Genomic DNA, 20,565 nt, shown 5'->3' with positions numbered 1-20,565 from the left:
TCCTAAATGCTTCCCCATAACGGATCATCCCCTTAGCTAATAGTTTAAATTATTGGCTGAGAGGACTCCAGTTTAATTAAGGGGCCTTGGAGCAATCTGCAACATTTGCAGGGATTCGAGCGATCAAAAGGTGATTGTAGGCGAGAATGTTGCATTTGATGCAACATTTCCTGCAAGAGGCCTCTTCTTCGTCTAAAATGTTGCAGAAAATGCAATATTTATCCCCGGGACTGCCGGAACGAGGAGGTATAGTTTACTTTACTATCGGCGAAGCGAGTACTGCTGCCCCTTGAAACGAAGTGCACCAATCGTTTAAGCTAGAGGAGGACCTCCCGGTGCTACAGGCGGCGGATGGCGGTCTCAACTTAATATGAGGAGTGTGCATTAAGAATGGCGAAGAGTACGGCGCGTAAGCAGCGCGATAAGAAGCTGCAGCAAGGCGGAATGGATCCAACGATGCAACGAGGGAATTGGAACGGCGTGAAACCTGTGACGAGGGTGAAGCCGGACAAACGGAAATATGCGTATCCGAAGAATGACGATGATCGAGGCTTTAAGCGTGCCGGAGCAGCTTAAAGATTGGATCATCGTCATTCTTTTTATCTATCCATCCTGCTTCCAGCTTCTTACTATGCAATCGTTTATTGAATAAAACCAAACAAGATGGTATATTATCTAGGTAATTATCAAACGAATGATGGAGTTGTTTGTTATGGATATTTCAGAATCCTTCTATACCGCATCGCTCTCTGAGCTGAAGCAAGGTTATGTATATCATGGGGAATCCGATAGCTATTACTGCTTGGTTTGCGGGGAACAATTTGAAGAGGGGATCATCTATTCCATTGATAATCGCCTGATGGAAGCTCACAAAGCAGTTGCCAAGCATATCGGCAGCGCGCATGGATCCGTGCTGCACTATCTGCTTGAACTAGATAAGAAAGCGACGGGTCTAACTGATTTGCAGAAGCAGCTCATCAGTGCTTTCGCCTCAGGCTCTTCCGATGCAGACATTGTGAAGCAAACCGGCAGCGGCAGTGCTTCAACCATTCGCAATCACCGTTTCGCATTGAAGGAGAAAGCGAAGCAGGCAAAGCTGTTTCTTGCCATTATGGAGCTAATGGACGGGGGCCTTGCACAAGGAGCGAAATTCGTGCCGGTGCACCGTACGGCGCCTCTGGTTGATGAGCGTTTTGCAATCACACATGATGAGTACAAAGCGCTGCTAAACAAATATTTGCCGCAAGGACTGGCTGGCCCGCTCACAGGTCTGCCGCGTAAGGAGAAACGCAAAGCAGCACTGCTCCGCCACATTGCAACGAGCTTCAAGAAAGGCCGCAAGTACAAGGAAGCAGAGGTTAACGAGCTGCTCAAGCGTTTCATGGAAGAAGATTATGTGACGCTTCGAAGATACTTGGTCGACTATGGTTTTCTAGACCGCGAGAGCGACGGAAGCGTATATTGGCTGAGCCTGTAAGATGGCAGAAGCACTTAGCATGAATGGGAATGGGAATGACTGGAGGAGGAATTTACAATGATGAACAGACGTAAGGAACTACAGAATGAATATGGGATGAAGCAGCGCGCGATGGGCGTGTTTCAAATCATCAATGATCGCAATGGCAAACGTTATATCGCCTCATCACCAACACTAGACTCAGCATGGACGCGCCAGAAGTTCTCGCTCGACATGAACGGTCATATGAACACTGCACTGCAAGAGGAGTACAGAGCGCAAGCTGGCGCAGACTTCAGATATGAGGTATTGGAGCAGCTCAGTCTTGGCGAAGAGGTGCGTAATGATTACAAAGATACGCTCATTCCCGGCACGGAAATCGTCGATCGCAATGCCTTAATGAACTACCGCGATTCCCTCAAGCGACTGGAGAAGAAGTGGCTTGATGAATTACAGCCGTACGAACCGAACGGTTACAACCGTCCGCCTAAATAAACCGAATAAGGAGTTAGGTACGAAATGAATACTAATCAAGCAGCACCGGCAGGTACAACAGCCCAAACGCCGCTGCTGCGGAACCGCTTTTTTCAAACGATTCTCATGTCGAATATTATGCTGCAAATTGGAATATGGGTGCGGAATTTTGCCATCCTACTCTATGTGACCGATCAAACGAACAACGATCCCATTGCGGTATCTCTGATCTCCGTTGCGGAGTTTTCACCGATTTTCCTATTCGCCTTTATTGGAGGCACCTTCGCGGATCGCTGGCTTCCCAAACGTACGATGATTTGGTGTGATTTCATGTCGGCGGCTTCCGTCCTGCTGGTGCTGGTCGCACTTGTGTATGAATCATGGGCGGCCGTTTATTTTGCCACCTTCTTATCCGCGACGTTATCGCAATTCTCGGCACCTTCATCCATGAAGCTGTTCAAGCGGTATGTCCCGCAGGAGCAGCTGCAAAGCGCGATGGGAATCTTCCAAACGCTGATGGCGGTGTTCTTAATCGCCGGGCCATCTGTAGGAACAATCGTCTATCAAAACTTCGGTATTCACGTCTCCATTGGTATTATGGGGGTAGCAAGTTTATTATCCGCACTTATCCTGTTCCGACTCCCGCAAGATCAAAAGAACACGCAGCGCGATCCCGGAGCGAAGCCAACCTCCGTCATGGCGGAAATGAAGGAAGGCCTTCGCTATGTGTGGAGCAGCCGCGTACTTCGGACGATGTGCATTACCTTTGCGCTGGCAGGCTTATCGGGCGGTATTGCGCAAACGCTGGGACTGTTTGTCGTGACGGAACGACTCGGGCAGCCGAAGGAGTTTCTGCAATATGTGCTCATGCTGAGCGGGATTGGCATGCTGATTGGCGGCGCATTTATTACGGTCATTTCGAAGAAAATGTCTCCGGTTAAGATGCTCGCGCTCGCTTTAGGCGTAAGCGCGATCGGTACAGTCGGCGTTGGTTATTCCGTGAACGTACCGTTTACGCTGAGTTTGCAGTTGATTATGGGCATGATTTTCCCGATGGTTCATATCTCGATCAATACGATTATGCTGAAATGGTCAGCGCCTGAATTTATCGGACGCGTCAGCGGCACACTAGGTCCGATGTACATGGGAGCCATGGTGCTCATGATGGCACTTGCCGGACCGCTGAAGACGATCCTTCCGCTTACCACGATTTATACGTTGTCCGGCTTATTGATGCTTGCCGGAGTGCTGTCGCTGGTACCTCTCTTTAAGCAGCGGGCACCTGAGCCGGCGGCAACGAGCGTATCCGCCTAAAGATAAATTTACCAAATACCTGTTGACACCGAAAGGGTCAGCGGGTATTATCATTTATAAATCATAGTAAATCGATAGGAAAAGAATATTTTAATCCACCGGATTACCGGAGAGGGACCAATCATCGAGAGATGAGTGCGTCTCTTTTTTTTATCACTTTTTCCTGTGATTCTGATTAAAATCCGATGGAGGGTTGCTCATGAAATCGTATTTTGCAAGGAAATCAGCCTTAACCGCATTCACGCTGCTCATCGCTTCATCCCTGGTATTGACCGGGTGTAACGAGAAGGATGCCAGTGCCACAGGCAAGACGGGGGACGGAGATCTAGAGGTATCGGAGCTCCGGTACCAAGGGTCGGTCGGCGCTGTAACCTTCTCCGAATTAGCGGAGGATCTCGGTTATCTCGCCCCGCTGAAGCTGAACTATATCGGCAATACGATCAGCGGTCCGCAGGATATTCAGTCCGTCGTGACCGGCGATACCGACTATGGCGGCGCATTCAACGGAGCAATCGTCAAGCTGCTGGCTGCCAAAGCACCGATTAAGTCCGTTATCTCCTACTATGGTGTGGATGATGCAACTTGGACCGGATACTACGTCCTTGATGGCAGTCCAATAAAGACGGCAAAAGATCTGATTGGCAAGAAGATTGCAGTGAACACGCTTGGCGCACACCATGAATTTGTCATCAAGGAGTATTTGCACAGAGCCGGGCTGACTGCAGAAGAGATCAAGCAAGTGACGCTAGTGGTCGTTCCGCCGGTCACAACGGAACAGACGCTTCGTGCGAATCAAATCGACGTTGCTGCCCTTGGCGGCACTTTGAGAGATAAAGCGGAAGAACGCGGAGGCATTCATCCGCTGTTCAAGGATAAGGATTTGTTCGGGACATTCAGCGCAGGCAGCTATGTCATGACGGATAAGTTCATCAAGAATAATCCCAACGCGGCCAAGAAGTTTGTGGAAGCTACTGCCAAAGCCATCGAGTGGGCGCGAACAACACCGCGTGAGGAAGTCGTTGCCAAGTTCGAGGACATTATCAACAAACGCGGCCGGAAGGAAGACACAGGCGCGATCAAGTTCTGGAAGAGTACGGGGGTAGCCGGCACAGGCGGGCTGATCGCCGATAAGGAGTTTGACACTTGGATCAAATGGCTGGTAGCCGAAGGCAACCTGAAGGATGGGGAGCTTACGGCGCGAGATCTCTATACGAATCAGTTCAATCCCTATCAGGGTGAAACGAAATAATCGCGAATCAGGAGAGGAGCATGACGATCATGGATGGCAAAATGGATGCCAAAATCAGCCTCCGGAACGTACACAAGTCGTTTCGGATTCAGCGTAATCTATCCCATCTGAAGGCGGATCTGCAGCCGGTATCGGCGCTGCAGAATATTAATTTGGAGGTCAAGCAAGGCGAGTTTATGGTCATTGTCGGCCCGAGCGGCTGCGGTAAATCGACCTTGCTGGATTTGCTCGCTGGACTGACAACACCGAATAGCGGGCAGATTCTAATGGACGGCAAACCGATTAAAGGGCCGAATCTGGAGCGCGGAATCGTATTTCAACAATATGCGCTATTCCCTTGGAAAACAGCGCTCGCCAATGTGGAATTCGGACTGGAGACCAAAGGCGTTCCACGCAAAGAACGCAGAGAGATCGCCCGCAAGTACATCTATCTCGTCGGCTTGGCCGGCTTCGAGAATCGGTATCCCCACGAGCTGTCCGGCGGCATGAAGCAGCGGATCGCCATTGCCCGCAGCCTCGCTTACGATCCCGAGGTGCTGCTTATGGATGAACCGTTCGCGGCGCTCGATGCGCAGACGCGCGAAACCCTTCAAACCGAGCTGCTCCGCATCTGGGAAGCGACGAAGAAGACGATTATTTTCATCACGCATGGGATCGAAGAGGCCGTTTATCTCGGGCAGCGAGTTGCGGTTATGACCTCAAGGCCGGGTAGGATTAAGCAAATTATCGACGTTCCATTCCAGTCGCGTACAACGGAAGAGGATCTGCGATCCAATCCGGAGTTTGTGCGCATTCGGCATCAAATCTGGGATTTACTCAAGGATGAAGTGTCGCGGGCACAGGAGCAGGAGAAGAACAAGAGCCTCGTCGCTGGCAGCGGCATCAAGAAATAGAGGACCAAAGGAGTGAATGTCTATGGCTAATGTAACGACAGGAAACGGTAAAGCTCTGGCGCGCTTTGAAACCGAGGCTGCTCAGGCTCAGGCACAGGCTCAGGTAGAACAGACCGGTAGTGCTGCACTGCAAGCTGCAGGTGTTCACGTGCGGAAATGGTTTCGCAACCTCGTTGTGATCGTTGCTTTTCTCGTCCTATGGGAGCTCGCTCCGCGCAGCGGATTGGTAGACAGCACCTTCTTCCCACCGCTGTCGGAAGTGCTAAAGGCGTGGTGGGGGCTGCTGTTATCCGGCGACTTGGCTGCGCACACCGAAGCAAGCTTGACCCGATCATTAGGCGGATTCCTGCTGGCGCTTCTCGTGAGCGTGCCGATCGGGCTTGCGATCGGCTGGTGGAAGCCGGTGGCCGCGTACTTAAATCCCTTGCTTGAAGTGATGCGTAATACGGCGCCGCTAGCGATTCTTCCGGTATTTATCCTGCTGCTGGGACTCGGAGAAACGTCGAAAATCTCCATTGTCTTCTATGCCTGCTTCTTTCCACTGCTGCTCAATACGATAAGCGGGGTGAAGAACGTCGATCCGCTCTTGATCAAATCCGCCAAATCGATGGGACTCTCCTCTGTTGCACTCTTTCGCAAAGTCATTATACCCGCTGCTATCCCTACGATCTTTATCGGTATCCGTCAATCCGGGGCGGCCTCGATTCTTGTGCTTGTTGCGGCTGAGATGGTGGGGGCGAAGTCGGGCCTTGGTTATCTCATTCAATATACGCAGTTTAGTTTTCAAATCCCTGAGATGTACGCCGGTATCGTGTCCATCTCCGTCATCGGCTTGATTCTCAACTATGCCATCTTGTACATCGAGCGGAAGCTAACGTCGTGGAGACAGACCTACGGCGACCAATGATTTCTCGAAATGAGGAAAGGTGCGTGGTGAAGCGATGGGCAACAAGCAGAAGAAACAGATGAATTTGAATGTATTTATTATGAATGCCGGCCATCATGAGGCGGCTTGGAGGCATCCCGGGACGGAGCCGCAGAACATTACGGATATTGCGTATTTTCAGCGAATCGCGCGAATTGCCGAGCAGGCTAAGTTCGATTCGCTGTTCCTGGCAGACGGTCTGGCGGTGAGCAATAACATCAAGCACGGTGCTTTTGTCGGGCTGGAGCCGTTCACGCTGTTGTCCGCGCTGGCTGCGGTCACGGAGCAGATCGGTTTGATCGGCACCGTATCGACGACCTACAACGAGCCATTCCATGTCGCTCGCAAATTCGCTTCGCTGGATCATATCAGCAAAGGCCGCGCAGGCTGGAACATCGTGACCTCGGGCAGCGAGTTCGAGGCAAGCAACTTCAGCCGCGATAAGCATCTGGAGCATCACAAGCGGTATGAGCGTGCCAAAGAATTCCTTGAGGTGACGACGAGTCTGTGGGATAGCTGGGAGGATGATGCCATCGTCATTGACCGTGAGGCAGGAGTGTTCGCGCAGCCGGAGAAAGTGCGGAGCATCAACCATGCCGGCGATGCGTTCAAGGTGCGCGGACCGCTGAACATTCCACGATCGCCGCAGGGTCATCCGGTGCTGGTGCAGGCGGGTTCATCAGAGGACGGCAAGGAATTTGCCGCGCAATATGCGGAGGCTATCTTCACGGCGCAGCAGACCTTGGCCGAAGCGAAGCAGTTCTACAGCGATGTGAAAGCACGCGCAGCACGGTATGGAAGAAATCCGGAAGAGCTCAAGATATTGCCCGGCATCTGCGCGGTCATTGGCGCAACGGAGTCCGAAGCGAAGGAGAAGGAACAGCAGCTGAATGAACTGACCGTTCCTGAGTATGGACTTAATCAGCTCTCGAACATGCTGGGCCTTAATTTGTTCACCTATCCGCTAGACGGGCCGCTGCCTGAACTGCCGAACGTCGGCGATATTAACGGGAACAAAAGCAGATTCCAGCTGGTAGCTGATCTTGCGACACGCGAGCGGCTGACGATTCGCCAGTTGATTCACCGGCTGGCCGGTGGGCGCGGACACCGCGTATTCGCAGGCACCGCGCTGCAGGTGGCGGATGAGCTGGAGGCCTGGTTCACGCAGGGCGGCAGCGACGGCTTCAATATCATGCCGCCGTACTTGCCGGCGGGACTGGAGGAATTTGCTTCGCAGGTCGTACCGGAACTGCAGCGCAGGGGATTATTCCGGACCGCCTATCAAGGACGGACATTGCGGGAACATTTTGGCCTCGGGCGACCGGTTAATCGGTATGGGATACAGGCACCGGATCAGGCTCCATTGGCAGCAAGGAATTAACCACATAGATGAAGGAACAATCGAAGTAAAACCAAAAACAATCCAAGGAGGCAATACCATGAGCAAAGTAGAACAAAATGAAACGGTTGGTCAAGCATTCGAGGTTCGTCCGGTAGCAGGTAGAATCGGAGCAGAGATTAGAGGCGTTACGCTCTCTTCTAGTTTGAACGAAGAAACGGTTAGCTTCATTAGAGAAGCGCTGCTGAAGCATAAGGTTATTTTCTTCCGCGGGCAGAATCACCTTGATGATGCGGGACAGGAAGCTTTTGCCCAATTGCTTGGCGATCCGGTATCTCACCCGACGGTACCGAACAAGCAAGGTACCGATTATGTATTGGAGCTCAATTCCAATCACGGCGGACGTGCCGATTCCTGGCATACGGATGTTACTTTCGTGGATGCTTATCCGCAAGCTTCCATTCTACGTGCAGTTGTCGTACCGGAGGCTGGCGGCGATACCGTCTGGGCGAATACGGCAGCAGCCTACGACCATTTGCCTGCCGAGCTGCAGAAACTGGTCGACGGCTTGTGGGCGGTACATTCCAATGAATACGACTATGCAGCCTATCGGAGTAAGCCAATAGATGTGGCGGCAGAAACGAGGTATCGCGAAGTATTCGTATCTACGTTATACGAAACGGAGCATCCGCTCGTACGTGTGCACCCGGAGACAGGGGAGCGGACGTTGGTTTTGGGCCATTTCGTGAAGCGGATCCTCGGGTTGTCTTCTACGGACTCGGCTCAACTGTTCTCGCTGCTGCAAAATCATATCACTAAACTGGAGAACACCGTTCGCTGGCGCTGGGCTGAAGGCGATGTTGTCATCTGGGATAACCGGGCGACGCAGCATTATGCCGTCAACGATTATGGCGATCAGCACCGTGTCGTGCGCCGCGTTACGGTCGATGGCGATGTACCGGTAAGCATTGATGGAAGAAAGAGTGTTACGCGCAAGAAGGTAGTAGGGCCAGCGGGTCAATCGGCGGCGGAATCCGCTTAAGTAATCACGATAGCGATGAATTGCTTGGAAGCCTCAGGTAGCGAGAAGCTGGAAACAGCTTTTACTGCCGGGGCTTCTTTTTATTTGCGAAAAAGATACTCTACTTCCCGCCCATACATGTGTATAATGTGATGGTACTTTATACCATTTGAGCACGGAATGATAGATTTCTATGATCCGATTAGAAGAGTAGGGAACCTTTCCAGCACTCTATCGTCTACTTGATGAGGTGAACGACTTGCAGTTTGATTACTTGAAGCATGTGACAGGCGGCTTAGACCGGCATGCGGTGCTGAATGAGCTTATGGCGGCGTACGGTAAAGACGTTTGGAATTTCGCTTTCTTCTACACACGTTCCAGAGAGCTGGCCGATGATATTTCCCAAGACGTATTCGTGAAGGTGTTTCAGCAGCTCTACGAATTCCGCGGGCAATCGTCGATTAAGACATGGCTGTTGGCCATTACTCGCAACACGGCGCGCGACGTGCTGCGGTCGGCATGGATTAGGCGTGTGACCTTCTTCGGAGGGATCGTCCGTCCACAAGAGCAAACTTCGCCTTCGGCGGAGCGGGAAAGCTTCGATAAACTGATGACCGAGGAAATTTGGGCGGTTGTCTTGAAGCTGCCGCAGAAGCTGAGGGAAGTGCTGATGATGAGCAGTCACTATGGACTTTCGATGCAAGAGATGGCGGACATGCTCCATGTATCGGTCGGTACGGTGAAGTCGAGACTTCATCGTGCCCGAGCTGCGGTCAATCGCAGTCTTACCCAAGAAGCGAAGTGGACTGGGGAGGAAGAATGGACATGAAAGAACCGTTAAACAGCTGGGAGCATAAGCTTGCAGGGAAACCTCCCGTGAAGAATGGGTTCACCTCAGAACTGGAGCATAAAGTGAGGGAGCGCATTCATATGCAAAATGAGAAAAGAAGGTCACCTTATCGCGCGGTTGCAGCATTGATGAGTATTGTATTGCTGCTGGGCTGCGGCTGGTGGTTCCGCGATGACGTGAAGGCGATGCTGAAACCAGATACAGCCGAGAACGTACCGGCCGCACTGCGCGGTGATTCACTTCGTGATCGGGAATATACGCTTAAGATCCATCAGTTTGCACAGGATGGCAGCATCGAATATCGGATTAAGCGGCCGTTCATTATTCGCCACCCATCCGTGAAGCTGAATACGGTCGATGCGCCTAGAGATTTATATAACGATCCCGAAATGTTCAAAGCTTGGGTGGACAAGGAGCAGCCGGACATGCTGCAGCTTCCGTTGAAGTTGTTTAGAGAGCTTGCGGCAGACGGGAAACTTAAGTCTCTGGATACGATAGTGAAAGAACACAAATTTGAGCTAGGTGCTCTCTATGCGCCATTGGTTGAACTGCTGCGCCAGTTTGGCGGAAGCGGCGAGTTGTATGGGGTACCTTCGGATTTTAATACTACAGCGCTGTATATTAATGAGGATGCTTTTGCGAAGCAAGGGATTCCGCTGCCTGAAGGAGAAGTTTCACCAGAGGAGATTATGCAGCTGGCCAAACGGTTCCAAGGTACAGGGATTAGCGGTCTCGGGGCATTTGATCGTGACAATAAATTTGCGCTCGCGAAATTATTAGGACAAGTCTCCGGGCTGCAAACCCTCAGTAAGAGCAATGAGGGTAAGACGGAGGCCACTATCAATACGGAAGCATGGAAGCAGATCTGGCAAACGGTCGCGGCCGGATATCAGGAAGGCTGGATCTTGCAGCAGAAGCCAATTGATTACGGCAAGAATGGCATCTCGATGAAGGATATGGGCAAGAATGATGCGTTTGCTCAAGGCAAAATCGCAATGATGATCGCACCGAGCTACTTCTATTCGAACTTGGAGAATTTTGAGTATGCGGGAGTCATGAAAGCGAACTGGTCGACAGTTCCGCTTCGCGTGGACCCTTCGGCCACAAACCAGTTGTCATTCTTGGGCACGAATACCGTTTATGCTATCAATGCGGCTTCCACCCAAGAGGATGCGGTCTGGGAGCTGATGTCGTTTATTATAGGCGGTTCTTGGCTGAACGGTCTGGATGATTCGCAGCGATATGCTTATGCTACTCTATTAGCGGATAAGTCGGTCATGGATGAGAAGGAAAGCAAGCACTGGAAAGCATTCTATGACAGTAAGGTAGATGCGGCAAAGGCAGCCGAGGGTTATAAGGTTGCTTACGACAATCGAGCGAGAGGGGAGCTGGATGCTTCCTTGTATACGCTTGGCGGTGAACAGATGGAAGCCGTTGTGAAAGGAACGAAGTCTGTCGATGCAGCGCTTGACGAATTGCAGACCACATTTGAAATGAGGCTAGCCAGAAAGGGTGATCAGACTCATGAATAGTCGAGTACGTCGCCCTTCAATCGTGGGTTTTATCAGCTTCCTGGTGGTTAGTTTCCTATTAAGCGGCTGTATGGCGGATAAACGGGTGGCCGGTAACGAGAAAGAGGTCATTCGTATTGCGTTATCTACCAAGAGCAGTTATAACTTTTCAATCGGGGATTTTGTGACTGCTGCTTTCCCGAATTTCCAGGTAGAACTCATCGAGATGGAGCCGGATTATAAGCCAATACCTGAGGAGCAGTATGAGAAGAAGCTGAAGCAAGAGAAGCCGGACCTTGTTCTGCTAGGCTACTCAGGTAAATATCCTGGTCTGGCGGCTCATGGCGTATTGGAAGATCTGTCCGTACGTCTGCAAGCAAGCGGGATGAAACCAGATGACTTCTATCCTGGGATGATCGATAAAATCAAACGCGAAGGGGGCGGCAATTTATATGCCTTAGCTTCTTCCTTCCAAGCTTCCGTTCTCTATTACAACGCAGATTTGTTTCATAAATACATGGTAGATTTGCCTCGGAACGGCATGACGATCATGGATGTAATGCAGTTGGCCAGCCAATTTGCGAAGGCAGGAAGTCGCAAGGACGGGATTGTCGGCTATCATCAGCCTTTCAGCAGTATGCCTAACAGTCTGCTCCTCAGTCTGTCTGACTCGGAAGGACTTCAATCCTACAATTTCCAAACCGGCAAAGTGACCGTAGACACGCCTGCTTGGCGCAGTGTATTCGCAACCGTCGTGGATCTCTATAAGAATGGCACCTTCATGATGCAGGATGTCAAAGGCGACATGGTCGATGGGACGTTAATGTTTGATGAAGATGCCGTGAATGAAGCGGATTTGTTCAAGCAAGGTAAATCTGCAATGACAATCGACAGATATAACAGCGTTAAAGGGATGAAGTTTGAAACGGGCATGGTTACGCCGCCGGTTAGTTCCATTGATACGAGCAGATCTGTTCATTTAGGGGTATACGATTATATGGCCATACCGGCAGGCGCGCGGAATGCCGATGCAGCGTGGCAAATCATCGAGTTCATGTTGAGTGATTATGTGGCAAAGGCTAAATCCGGTATTCAGGACGCTTCAAGCATGCCGACGCGCAGGTCCTACATGAGCTACGATCATAATCCCGTGCTGGCTGAGCTGTATGAGACGTTTCCGAGCATTGATCGGAGTTATTCGCTCGAAGGGTACGATCCTAAATTCTTGCAGCTGTTTCAGGAGCTTGAAGATCGTGAAGTGAAAGCAGCGGTTAATGGCGAGAAGAGTGTAGACGCATGTATCGCTGCTGTGCAGAAGGAAGGACAAGCCCTATTAGAAGCGGCGAAGCCTAGAAGTCAATAACGATTCAACTTGCTCAATTGACAGTCAATTTTACGAAATGCATATGTTCAAGCCCCAATCGAATATGGTATTATATTGGCAAAGAAACATAAACAGGCAAAGAGAGTCGGCGGCAACCGACTCCCGGCGCGATTAACCGCTTTTAAGGGCGGAAGGCTGTATCAGGATATGAGATTATAGAGTAGACCGCATTCCTTCGCGAGAGGGCGGTCTATTTTTTTTTGAGGTAAGTGAGCAGCGCGAGAATAAACATGCCGAACGTGAACATCAGCGTCATCGCGTCTTGTACCTCCATAGCGTCACCTCCCTTCCGGGAGACTAGCCGACCGCCCTTGCAAGCCATTCATCGCTTCTCTATTATAAGCGAACGCTTGTTCGTGTGTCTACATGTAATTTGGTACATGTTGGGAGGGGGCTGTGGCGCGGCGGCTGTGATATTTCATAGATAACTGTAAATGATTCAAAATAAGTTGTAATTTTTATTTCACGAATCAGGCCATTCAGTTAAATGTATAATTATGCATTCGTTAGTTGGACAATATGTTGCTCACTGTTGTAAATATCGATGAATCACAAAAGTCTCCTATATATGAGTTATTTATCTCGGATTAACGATCTCTCTTTGGTCGTAATACCCCGTTTATCCTGCATGGCGTTTTACCAATTTAAACGCTAGGACATTCGCAATCGCGACACCCGACGCCCGTTGTACTTGAGGCAATGAGCCCGGATCCGGCCGTCGACGACTGCCTTGATCTCAATCTGCCGCGTATATCAAAAAATATCAGTATTTAGATGGTGTGTGGGATGAACTTCTACCGGCGCTACATAGACTGTACAGTTCTTACGATAACTGGGAAGATATCCATGTTTTCGAAGAACTCGCTAATATAGTTATAAAGCTATGGGAACAGCTAGGGATTTATCCTAGAAATGAAAGTGGACAATTGTACATTTCAGTGCCATAAGTAGTCCGGACCAGCCTCAATCTAGGTCCTGTCAAGCAGGAGTGCACATTATAGGGCATATTTTATTAGCATAGAGCGTATTAGTGATTCTACTTAGTGGGATTACTTTGTGCTCTTTTTTGTTTTCAAAAAAGAAAAAACGGTGAACCCTATTGCTTTTAATAACTATAAACAGTACCAATAAGCGATTAAAATAGACAAATTAGTTAAAAGGCCATTTGAACTAGTTGTTCTAATACTTACACGCTGATCATCCCGAAAATGATCGGAAGTTGTGACGGAAAATAGTTTAGAACTAGTTGGAACCACAGTGAATTTTGTCGAAATATAGCTTCATATTTCCTATTCTTGATAAATTTCAAACTTGTTATGCTGGTTTAGCTGAAAATTTACAGGAAATATGTTGCATTATCTTTTTGGTGATAAGCTGGCCAGCTGTCATAGAAGTATCCTCAAAAGTTGATTGAGGATAGCGAAATTATTTACATTGGGAGGCATCACTTTGTTTAACCTGAAAAAAATAGTATCTATGGTTTGCGTTACAGCATTACTAGGCGTAAATCTTTTGACAGGACAGCAAGTCTATGCAAAGGATAGTGCAGCACCTGCTGCAGAAGAGCTAAATTCTGACGGTAATTATCTAGTCAAGCTCAAGCAAGAACCGAATGTTAATAATTTCAAAGATAAGAATGGTTTAAAGAACAAGAAAGTTAAGAAGCTTAAATCGAAATTGTTATCAGTTCAACTCAATAAAAATGAACTTGAAAATATAAAAAAAGACAGTGAAGTTGACTATATTGAAAAAGATTCAAATGTCACTATTAGTGACTCAGCGACTGGGGATGATATAAATAATGGATCGCAGACAATCCCATGGGGGAACCATTCAATTGGTGCAGATCTCATAAATGATTCAAACAAAAAAGGAAAAAATATTAAAATTGCTGTTCTCGATACCGGTATAAGCCAGCATCCTGATCTTTCCATTTCAGGAGGGGTGTCCTATGTTGATGGGACCTCTGATTATCATGATGATAATGGCCATGGAACACACGTGTCAGGAACGATAGCAGCACTGGATAATAATATTGGTATAGAGGGAGTTGCCTCTCAATCATTAATATACGCCGTCAAAGTTTTGGATCAAAATGGTTCAGGTAGCTACAGTAAGGTCATTGAAGGGATTCAATGGGCGATCGATAATGATATTGACATTATTAGTATGAGTTTTGGCGGAAGTGAGAACAGCCAGATTCTACATGAAGCTTTAATAGAGGCTAAGGATAAAGGGATCATTCTTGTTGCAGCTGCTGGGAACAAGGGAATAGGCGAAGAAACAGAAATGTCCCCGGCTTTATTCCCTGAGGTTATTTCAGTCGGAGCAGTTACTAAATCCCATAAACGATCGGTTTTCTCAAGTACTGGAGCAGAAATAGATCTTGTTGCACCGGGGACAGATATACTTAGTACGACGAATAGTGGAGCATACGGTGAATTATCTGGTACCTCCATGTCAGTTCCACATGTTGTTGGTTCTGCTGCAGCTATATGGTCAGATAACCCTCAACTTACATCAAATGAAGTCGTTAATAAATTATACGAGACAGCAACACCACTAGGGGAAGCTAATCAATATGGTCATGGTCTTATTAACTTAGCGAAGGCCGTTGGATTAACAGAATCTCCTATCGAACCATACACTAATGAGGATCAACAACCAAGCGAAAACACTTTGCCAACTCTATCTGATATTAATAAATCGGACAACTTGTTATTTGGCTACAATAAAAAATTATTGGATCTAAAAGCAAAGGCTAAAAGTGAGGGGAATAAACCGCTAGCTAAAAAGATTCTTCAGACATACAATGATTTACTCATTAATAATATTGAGCTTCATGAGCTATCTGATGAAGTTAAATCTCTATCAAAAGACGAAAATGTTTCACAAGCAATGAGTGATTACTATAGTCATAAAGAAACTGACTTTAAGAAATTAGAGGCATTGTACTTAAATGCAATTGATTTATTTAATAAACAAACCAAAGTTGAAAGTTCCGAAAAAGATAATCAGGTAACTGACACATATGAACCAAATAACAACTTTGAATATGCGCATACCATTAATCCTGTTAACACTTATAATTCAACTATCTCTAGTTCAAGCGATGTGGACTATTATAAATTCACTTCTGAGAAAACCGGTTTAGTTTATGTAAGTCTAGCTGTTCCGACTGACAAGGACTACGATTTCTATGTTTATAACAAAGACGGCTATATTCTTTCATTAGGTAATACAGGGGCGATTGGATCGGCAGAGGGATCATTTATTAATGTTGAGACCGAGCATACCTATTATATAGGTGTTCAGTCACACAACCTTGATTTCTCGGATAGTGCAGCTTATACCCTACAACTGAGTAATTATATCTTAGACCCTCAAATTCTTAGTCTAAATAATCCGATTGATGTAAGTCTTCCTCAAGGTTACTCTGTGTACCAATTTACACCAAATAAGTCCGGGAACCATAAGATTTTTACTGGCCCTTACGGTGGATATGGCGCAGCTAATGACACTGTACTTGAGGTTTACACAGATGCAGCCTTAACAAATCAAGTTGCTTCCAACGATGACTCAAATGGAACGACCTATTCTGAAATAAACACTTCATTAATTTCGGGATTTAAGTATTATATTAAGATCAGAAACTATAGAATATCAGATCCCTTAAATGCCCGCTTAATGGTTCAACTTGATTCACCACAAATTAGTCCAATTTCAGTATTTTCACCAGTAGATGTAACTGCTCTTGCGGGAGAAAGTAAGATTTTTAAATTCTCTCCCCCAGGCTTTGCGACATATAAAATTTTTACTGGGAATTATGGTGGAGAAGCAAGTACATCTGTTGTAAATGATACAGTACTTTCTGCGTATCTAGATCCTAACTTAACTCAACCTATTTCATTTAATGATGATTATAATGATTCGTTGTTTTCTCAGCTTCTTATTACTACAAGCTTGGACTTGTACATTAAAGTAGCTGGTTATGATGAAGGACAGCTAAAGGCTAGAACAACAATTCTCCCAATTGAGGATCCGGCAAGTGAATTGATTTCGTTGAATACACCTGTAGATACGGCTAAGGCACTTGGTACCAATGCGTATTATCATTTTACACCTGATCAATCGGGCGTGTATCGTTTCTACACTTCATCGTATCAAAATACCGGGGAAAATAACGATACCGTATTGTATTTATATGATAATGCTACAGGTCACAAACTTGCACGAAATGATGATGCAAGTGAAGCTAATTCATTTTCAAAGATTGAGTATGATCTAGAAGCAGGTAAGACATACGGAATTGTAATTCGGAATTTTAGTAACTGGGAGTATTTAAGAACACGTTTTCAGGTTGAGAGTGATATTAATAGTGATATAGATGATGCTATTCCAGCTACTTGGGAAGAGATTTATACCGATGATTTGTCATCTATCTATGATGTTGACTATTTTAAAGTAGAAGTAACGGAACCGACATCTGTTCATTTAAACATTACAAGTAATAAAGTAACGATTGAAGATATTGTAGGCAATCAGTATGGCATCTTTACACCAGATAATAGCGATGTATTTGAGCTTGGACCAGGTACGTACTATGCAAAAGTTGAATTTTTATCTGATGATGATTCAACTTCTACCATGGGTTCACAATCTATTAACTACGAAGTATCTCATAAGAGAGCTTCTGTTACCTATGGAAGTACGGAGACTACTACTCAAGCTGTACAAAGCTTTATCGATCCATCAAAACCTCAATTATCCGATTATGCGACACTAGATTGGTATTATTCTAGTGACCATGCTAGTACATTGGTCCAAATTATTAACGCAAAAAACTATGTGGTTTATGAAAAAACATTGGATTTTCTCCTTGGAACTTGTACTCCACCAGGAGCTCCTGAATATGTTAAGGTGTCACCTTGTAAACATAGTTTCAAGTGGGATGGTAAAGTAAATACGAATCTTTCATTTGGCATACCAGTCTATAATGTATTTAACGGGGATCTGGAATATTACTATGCTAAAAACGGGAAGTACAAAATAGTAATTAAGCCTTTAGATCAGTATTCAAAACATGCAGTAGTGCATAGCATCACTGTCATAAATCAAGCAACTACGCTCACCGGAATAATTCCTGCACCACCTGTAAAAATGAAAAAAGGATCTTCGCAAGTTGCTGTAACAGCTAGTAATAAAGGTAAATGTATTGAGTGCAGAAATTATTTCTATAAGTATGTTTGGAATAAAACCTTACAAACGCCTCAGGAAACTCAATATGTTGGCTGGTCTACTTCAATATATGGTCCAGATGGTTTGCAAAGATTTTGGAAAGCAGCAGAGTTATTTATTTATGATCCCAATAAGTCTGCAATTGATAATCTTCAAAACCTCATTTCGATACCAGGAATGATGGTTCCGGTATTTGACGCAGCCAATAGTGTTATCTATATGATGCGTGGAGATGAGGTCAACGCAGCTCTTTCGGCTGTATCCATAATTCCATTTTACGGCGATGGAACGATGGGTATTAAAATGTTCCGCAGGGTCTATAATTTGGCAGCTTGTATTAATTGTTTTACTGCAGGGACAACAGTTACCACCATTGATGGCGAAAAGCCAATTGAAGAAATTAAGATCGGGGACCAAGTACTTTCCAAAAATCCTTATACCGGAGAAGTTGCGTATAAAGGTGTTGAGCAACTTTTCGAAAGGGAAGTCTCCAGTACGTGGAATATTACAGCTGGTAAAGAAGTAATTTCTACGACTGCAGAACATCCTTTCTGGATCGTAGGTAAGGGCTGGACACTTACTAAAGATCTTAAAGCAGGGGATCAATTTGAAACCTACGATGGATCAAAATTATATGTAGAGAAAGTAGAAATCAGCAACAATAAATCCAAAGTATATAATTTCTCAGTAGCAGACTATCACACCTACTACATTTCGAATTTAAAAATACTTTCTCATAACACCGCATGTTTAACTCCAGCGGATTACATTGCTAAAAAAGTGTCTCAGTACACGAGTAGATTAACGGAAGGGACTAGTGGAACAATACTTGACAGAGAATTAATTGCAGCTGGTATTTCAAAGCCGGACGTGCCAGAAGTGAGTTCATGGGCTGCGCATCACATTATTGCAAAAAATATAAATGGTAATCCTGATATTGAAATTGCTCAGGCAATACTTGCGAAATATGATATTGATATCAACTCAGCAGCTAATGGTGTATGGCTTCCGAAGTTGAAGGGAGAATCCGGAGTACTAATTGACGGAACGATGGTATCTACTCATAATGGATATCATGTTGGAGATTATTTTGAGTATGTCCGCGAAATGCTAGAGGAAGTTCAAGATGATAGGGATAAGGTATTGTTGGCTATTGAACAAATACGTTCAGATTTGCTTACAAATAAGATTAAATTGGGTAATATTGATTCATAATAATACGATACATTAATTATCCCATATGTGATAGTTCAGTATCTATCACATATGGGATAAGTTTTGAGGTGAGCGAGTAATGCGAGTGTGGGAATTAAAAACAACAAATAAAGTACGCATTAATTGTGAGAATTTTAGCCAGATATACTATAAATATTTCGATACTCAGTTTATTGGTGCCCCAGTTAAAGAATGGGGGAGTATTGTAATGAAGATTACCCAAGGAAATGAAGAAGTATGCGATGCGCCAAATTTCGTATCTGGAAAACCTATCTTCAGCCAAAGAGCTGTAGAAGTGCTTCACGATATAATCAATCCATTCGTAGAAGTATTGCCAGTCATTCATGAGCTGTATCCAGTACACGCTATTAATGTCGTGAATGTAGTGGATTGTATTGATTATAGTAATTCCATTAAAGATACGTTATCTGATGGAACGTTTACAGGCTTTTCGAACTATGCATTTAAAAAGGAATTAGTTGAAAATCAACACATGTTTAAGATTCCTGAAAAGCTTAGGGGGCCAGTATTTGTATCCGATGAATTTAGACAAACAGTGATCGAGAATAAATTAACTGGGTTTGCTTTTAAAGAACTTTGGAATTCTGAACTCATATTAAAACCAGTTTCAAATTCTGAACATGAATTAGATGAAGCGCAAGTTGAAGGGGTATCTTTCCAAGAAGCGATGATAATCATCGAAGGAGGAGAGAAGGCTGCATTAAATGGTAAGGTTAAGTGGCAGAAAAATAAAAATAGGGTAATAGTATTAGGCCATCTACAAGATGATGGATCCTACGTCTGGATAAAACCAGTGTATATCCCAATACCGCATTTAAGCGCGAAATGGTTGATTACTGACAAGTCTTAATGGTATATAATCACGGCAGTCCGATGGTTGAGGTTAATGATCTTTTTCCGTGTCTTTGTTCATTAATGGATATAAGGTTGCTGGTGTGGAAATCCGAGTGCAGAATCCCTATTCTTAATTAACAATCAACTTGATACTCGATTCACAAATCGTATGAGGTTCTATCCATTCAAGTACGACAAAGCTTTTCGTTCATTTCTAAAAACTGTCGATGCGAAATTGCCTTTCTCGGAACGCTCACGTTTAGCTGATCCTGAGCTATCTCAAAAGCTACAGTATGCATCAATGGGAAACCTCCGAGTATTGATGCGGACAATTGAACGGGCAACCGGTGAGGCTGTTGCTGCAAATAGAGATCATATAAACGAGAATGATCTGTATGTTGCTTACAGCCAGATAGATTTATCCTCGAGACCACATGCCAAGAATCCGTTTAATGATGACAATTTTAATTTCAAAGTTGCTATTGTAGAAGAGAGAAAAAAGAGTAGTAAATAGTGATGATTAAGATAAATAGCCGGAGGTTGTTTACTTTTGACTGCTGACAATGTCGGCAGTCTTTTTTATATCCTTGTGGCACCTTTGATAAAGAAAACCCGGTCACAGTGGTTCTATTGTTGATCGCTGTATATTTATTCAAAAAATGCATGAGCCATAATTTGCACTATATTATATTATGAAATATTGTGGACTAATTCACTAAAATACCGATTAATTATGAAATAACAACAACGGAGCTATGCGGGTTTGCGGCCTCCAATTTACAATTAAAGATGAAAGATAACATGCGGCGTTATTTATTATTACGATAGAGTTTATTCATAT

15 protein-coding genes are annotated in these 20,565 nt (G+C 45.7%); 14 read left to right on the top strand and 1 reads right to left on the bottom strand.

Annotation, left to right across the window (positions count from 1 at the left end; translation table 11 throughout):
- Positions 1-390 precede the first annotated feature (390 nt).
- The 12 genes from BLW29_RS25775 (at position 391) to BLW29_RS25720 (ending at position 12,395) form a co-directional block, all read left to right on the top strand.
- The gene (locus BLW29_RS25775; RefSeq protein WP_090985040.1) at positions 391-576 is read left to right on the top strand and encodes a hypothetical protein; all 186 of its coding nucleotides are present in this window, start codon (positions 391-393) and stop codon (positions 574-576) included.
- A 136-nt stretch (positions 577-712) separates the two neighbouring features.
- Positions 713-1,477, top strand: coding sequence for a DUF2087 domain-containing protein (locus BLW29_RS25770; RefSeq protein ID WP_090985038.1), 765 nt, complete (start codon positions 713-715; stop codon positions 1,475-1,477).
- A 57-nt stretch (positions 1,478-1,534) separates the two neighbouring features.
- Positions 1,535-1,951, top strand: a complete 417-nt coding sequence (locus BLW29_RS25765) for a GIY-YIG nuclease family protein (RefSeq protein WP_090985036.1) — start codon at positions 1,535-1,537, stop codon at positions 1,949-1,951.
- A 24-nt stretch (positions 1,952-1,975) separates the two neighbouring features.
- Positions 1,976-3,244: an MFS transporter gene (locus tag BLW29_RS25760; RefSeq protein ID WP_090985034.1), complete on the top strand. Its 1,269-nt coding sequence runs from the start codon at positions 1,976-1,978 to the stop codon at positions 3,242-3,244.
- A 199-nt stretch (positions 3,245-3,443) separates the two neighbouring features.
- Positions 3,444-4,493 (top strand): ABC transporter substrate-binding protein, encoded by a 1,050-nt coding sequence (locus tag BLW29_RS25755; protein ID WP_090985032.1) that lies wholly within the window; start codon positions 3,444-3,446, stop codon positions 4,491-4,493.
- 41 nt (positions 4,494-4,534) lie between these two features.
- Positions 4,535-5,386: an ABC transporter ATP-binding protein gene (locus BLW29_RS25750; protein WP_090985061.1), complete on the top strand. Its 852-nt coding sequence runs from the start codon at positions 4,535-4,537 to the stop codon at positions 5,384-5,386.
- A gap of 22 nt (positions 5,387-5,408) precedes the next feature.
- A complete protein-coding gene (locus BLW29_RS25745) occupies positions 5,409-6,293 on the top strand; it encodes an ABC transporter permease (protein ID WP_090985030.1) in 885 nt (294 codons plus the stop codon).
- Positions 6,294-6,327: 34 nt separating this feature from the next.
- Positions 6,328-7,692 (top strand): LLM class flavin-dependent oxidoreductase, encoded by a 1,365-nt coding sequence (locus BLW29_RS25740; protein WP_090985026.1) that lies wholly within the window; start codon positions 6,328-6,330, stop codon positions 7,690-7,692.
- Between the two features lie 58 nt (positions 7,693-7,750).
- The gene (locus BLW29_RS25735) at positions 7,751-8,692 is read left to right on the top strand and encodes a TauD/TfdA dioxygenase family protein (RefSeq protein ID WP_090985024.1); all 942 of its coding nucleotides are present in this window, start codon (positions 7,751-7,753) and stop codon (positions 8,690-8,692) included.
- A gap of 229 nt (positions 8,693-8,921) precedes the next feature.
- The gene (locus tag BLW29_RS25730) at positions 8,922-9,500 is read left to right on the top strand and encodes an RNA polymerase sigma factor (protein WP_371264793.1); all 579 of its coding nucleotides are present in this window, start codon (positions 8,922-8,924) and stop codon (positions 9,498-9,500) included.
- Complete coding sequence (locus tag BLW29_RS25725; RefSeq protein WP_090985020.1) at positions 9,497-11,053, top strand: ABC transporter substrate-binding protein; 1,557 nt, start codon at positions 9,497-9,499, stop codon at positions 11,051-11,053. The genes BLW29_RS25730 and BLW29_RS25725 overlap by 4 nt, the downstream gene beginning before the upstream one ends.
- Positions 11,046-12,395 (top strand): ABC transporter substrate-binding protein, encoded by a 1,350-nt coding sequence (locus tag BLW29_RS25720; RefSeq protein ID WP_090985018.1) that lies wholly within the window; start codon positions 11,046-11,048, stop codon positions 12,393-12,395. Before BLW29_RS25725 ends, BLW29_RS25720 begins: the two co-directional genes overlap by 8 nt.
- Positions 12,396-12,606: 211 nt before the next feature.
- Here BLW29_RS25720 and BLW29_RS31925 read toward each other — a convergent pair whose 3' ends face one another.
- Positions 12,607-12,690 carry a putative holin-like toxin gene (locus tag BLW29_RS31925; RefSeq protein ID WP_256208904.1) on the bottom strand — a complete coding sequence of 28 codons (84 nt, stop codon included), beginning with the start codon at positions 12,688-12,690 and terminating at the stop codon, positions 12,607-12,609.
- A 1,175-nt stretch (positions 12,691-13,865) separates the two neighbouring features.
- Here BLW29_RS31925 and BLW29_RS25715 point away from each other — a divergent pair.
- Together BLW29_RS25715 and BLW29_RS25710 are read left to right on the top strand one after the other, a co-directional pair.
- Positions 13,866-18,869 carry a S8 family serine peptidase gene (locus BLW29_RS25715; protein ID WP_090985016.1) on the top strand — a complete coding sequence of 1,668 codons (5,004 nt, stop codon included), beginning with the start codon at positions 13,866-13,868 and terminating at the stop codon, positions 18,867-18,869.
- A gap of 79 nt (positions 18,870-18,948) precedes the next feature.
- Positions 18,949-19,740, top strand: a complete 792-nt coding sequence (locus BLW29_RS25710) for an imm11 family protein (RefSeq protein WP_090985014.1) — start codon at positions 18,949-18,951, stop codon at positions 19,738-19,740.
- Positions 19,741-20,565: the final 825 nt, after the last annotated feature.

The sequence above is a fragment of the Paenibacillus sp. CF384 genome (genome assembly GCF_900106745.1).
GTDB lineage: Bacteria > Bacillota > Bacilli > Paenibacillales > Paenibacillaceae > Paenibacillus_Z.
The sequence above is the reverse complement of the archived record's forward strand: the minus strand, read 5'-3'. Positions and strand labels throughout refer to the sequence as shown.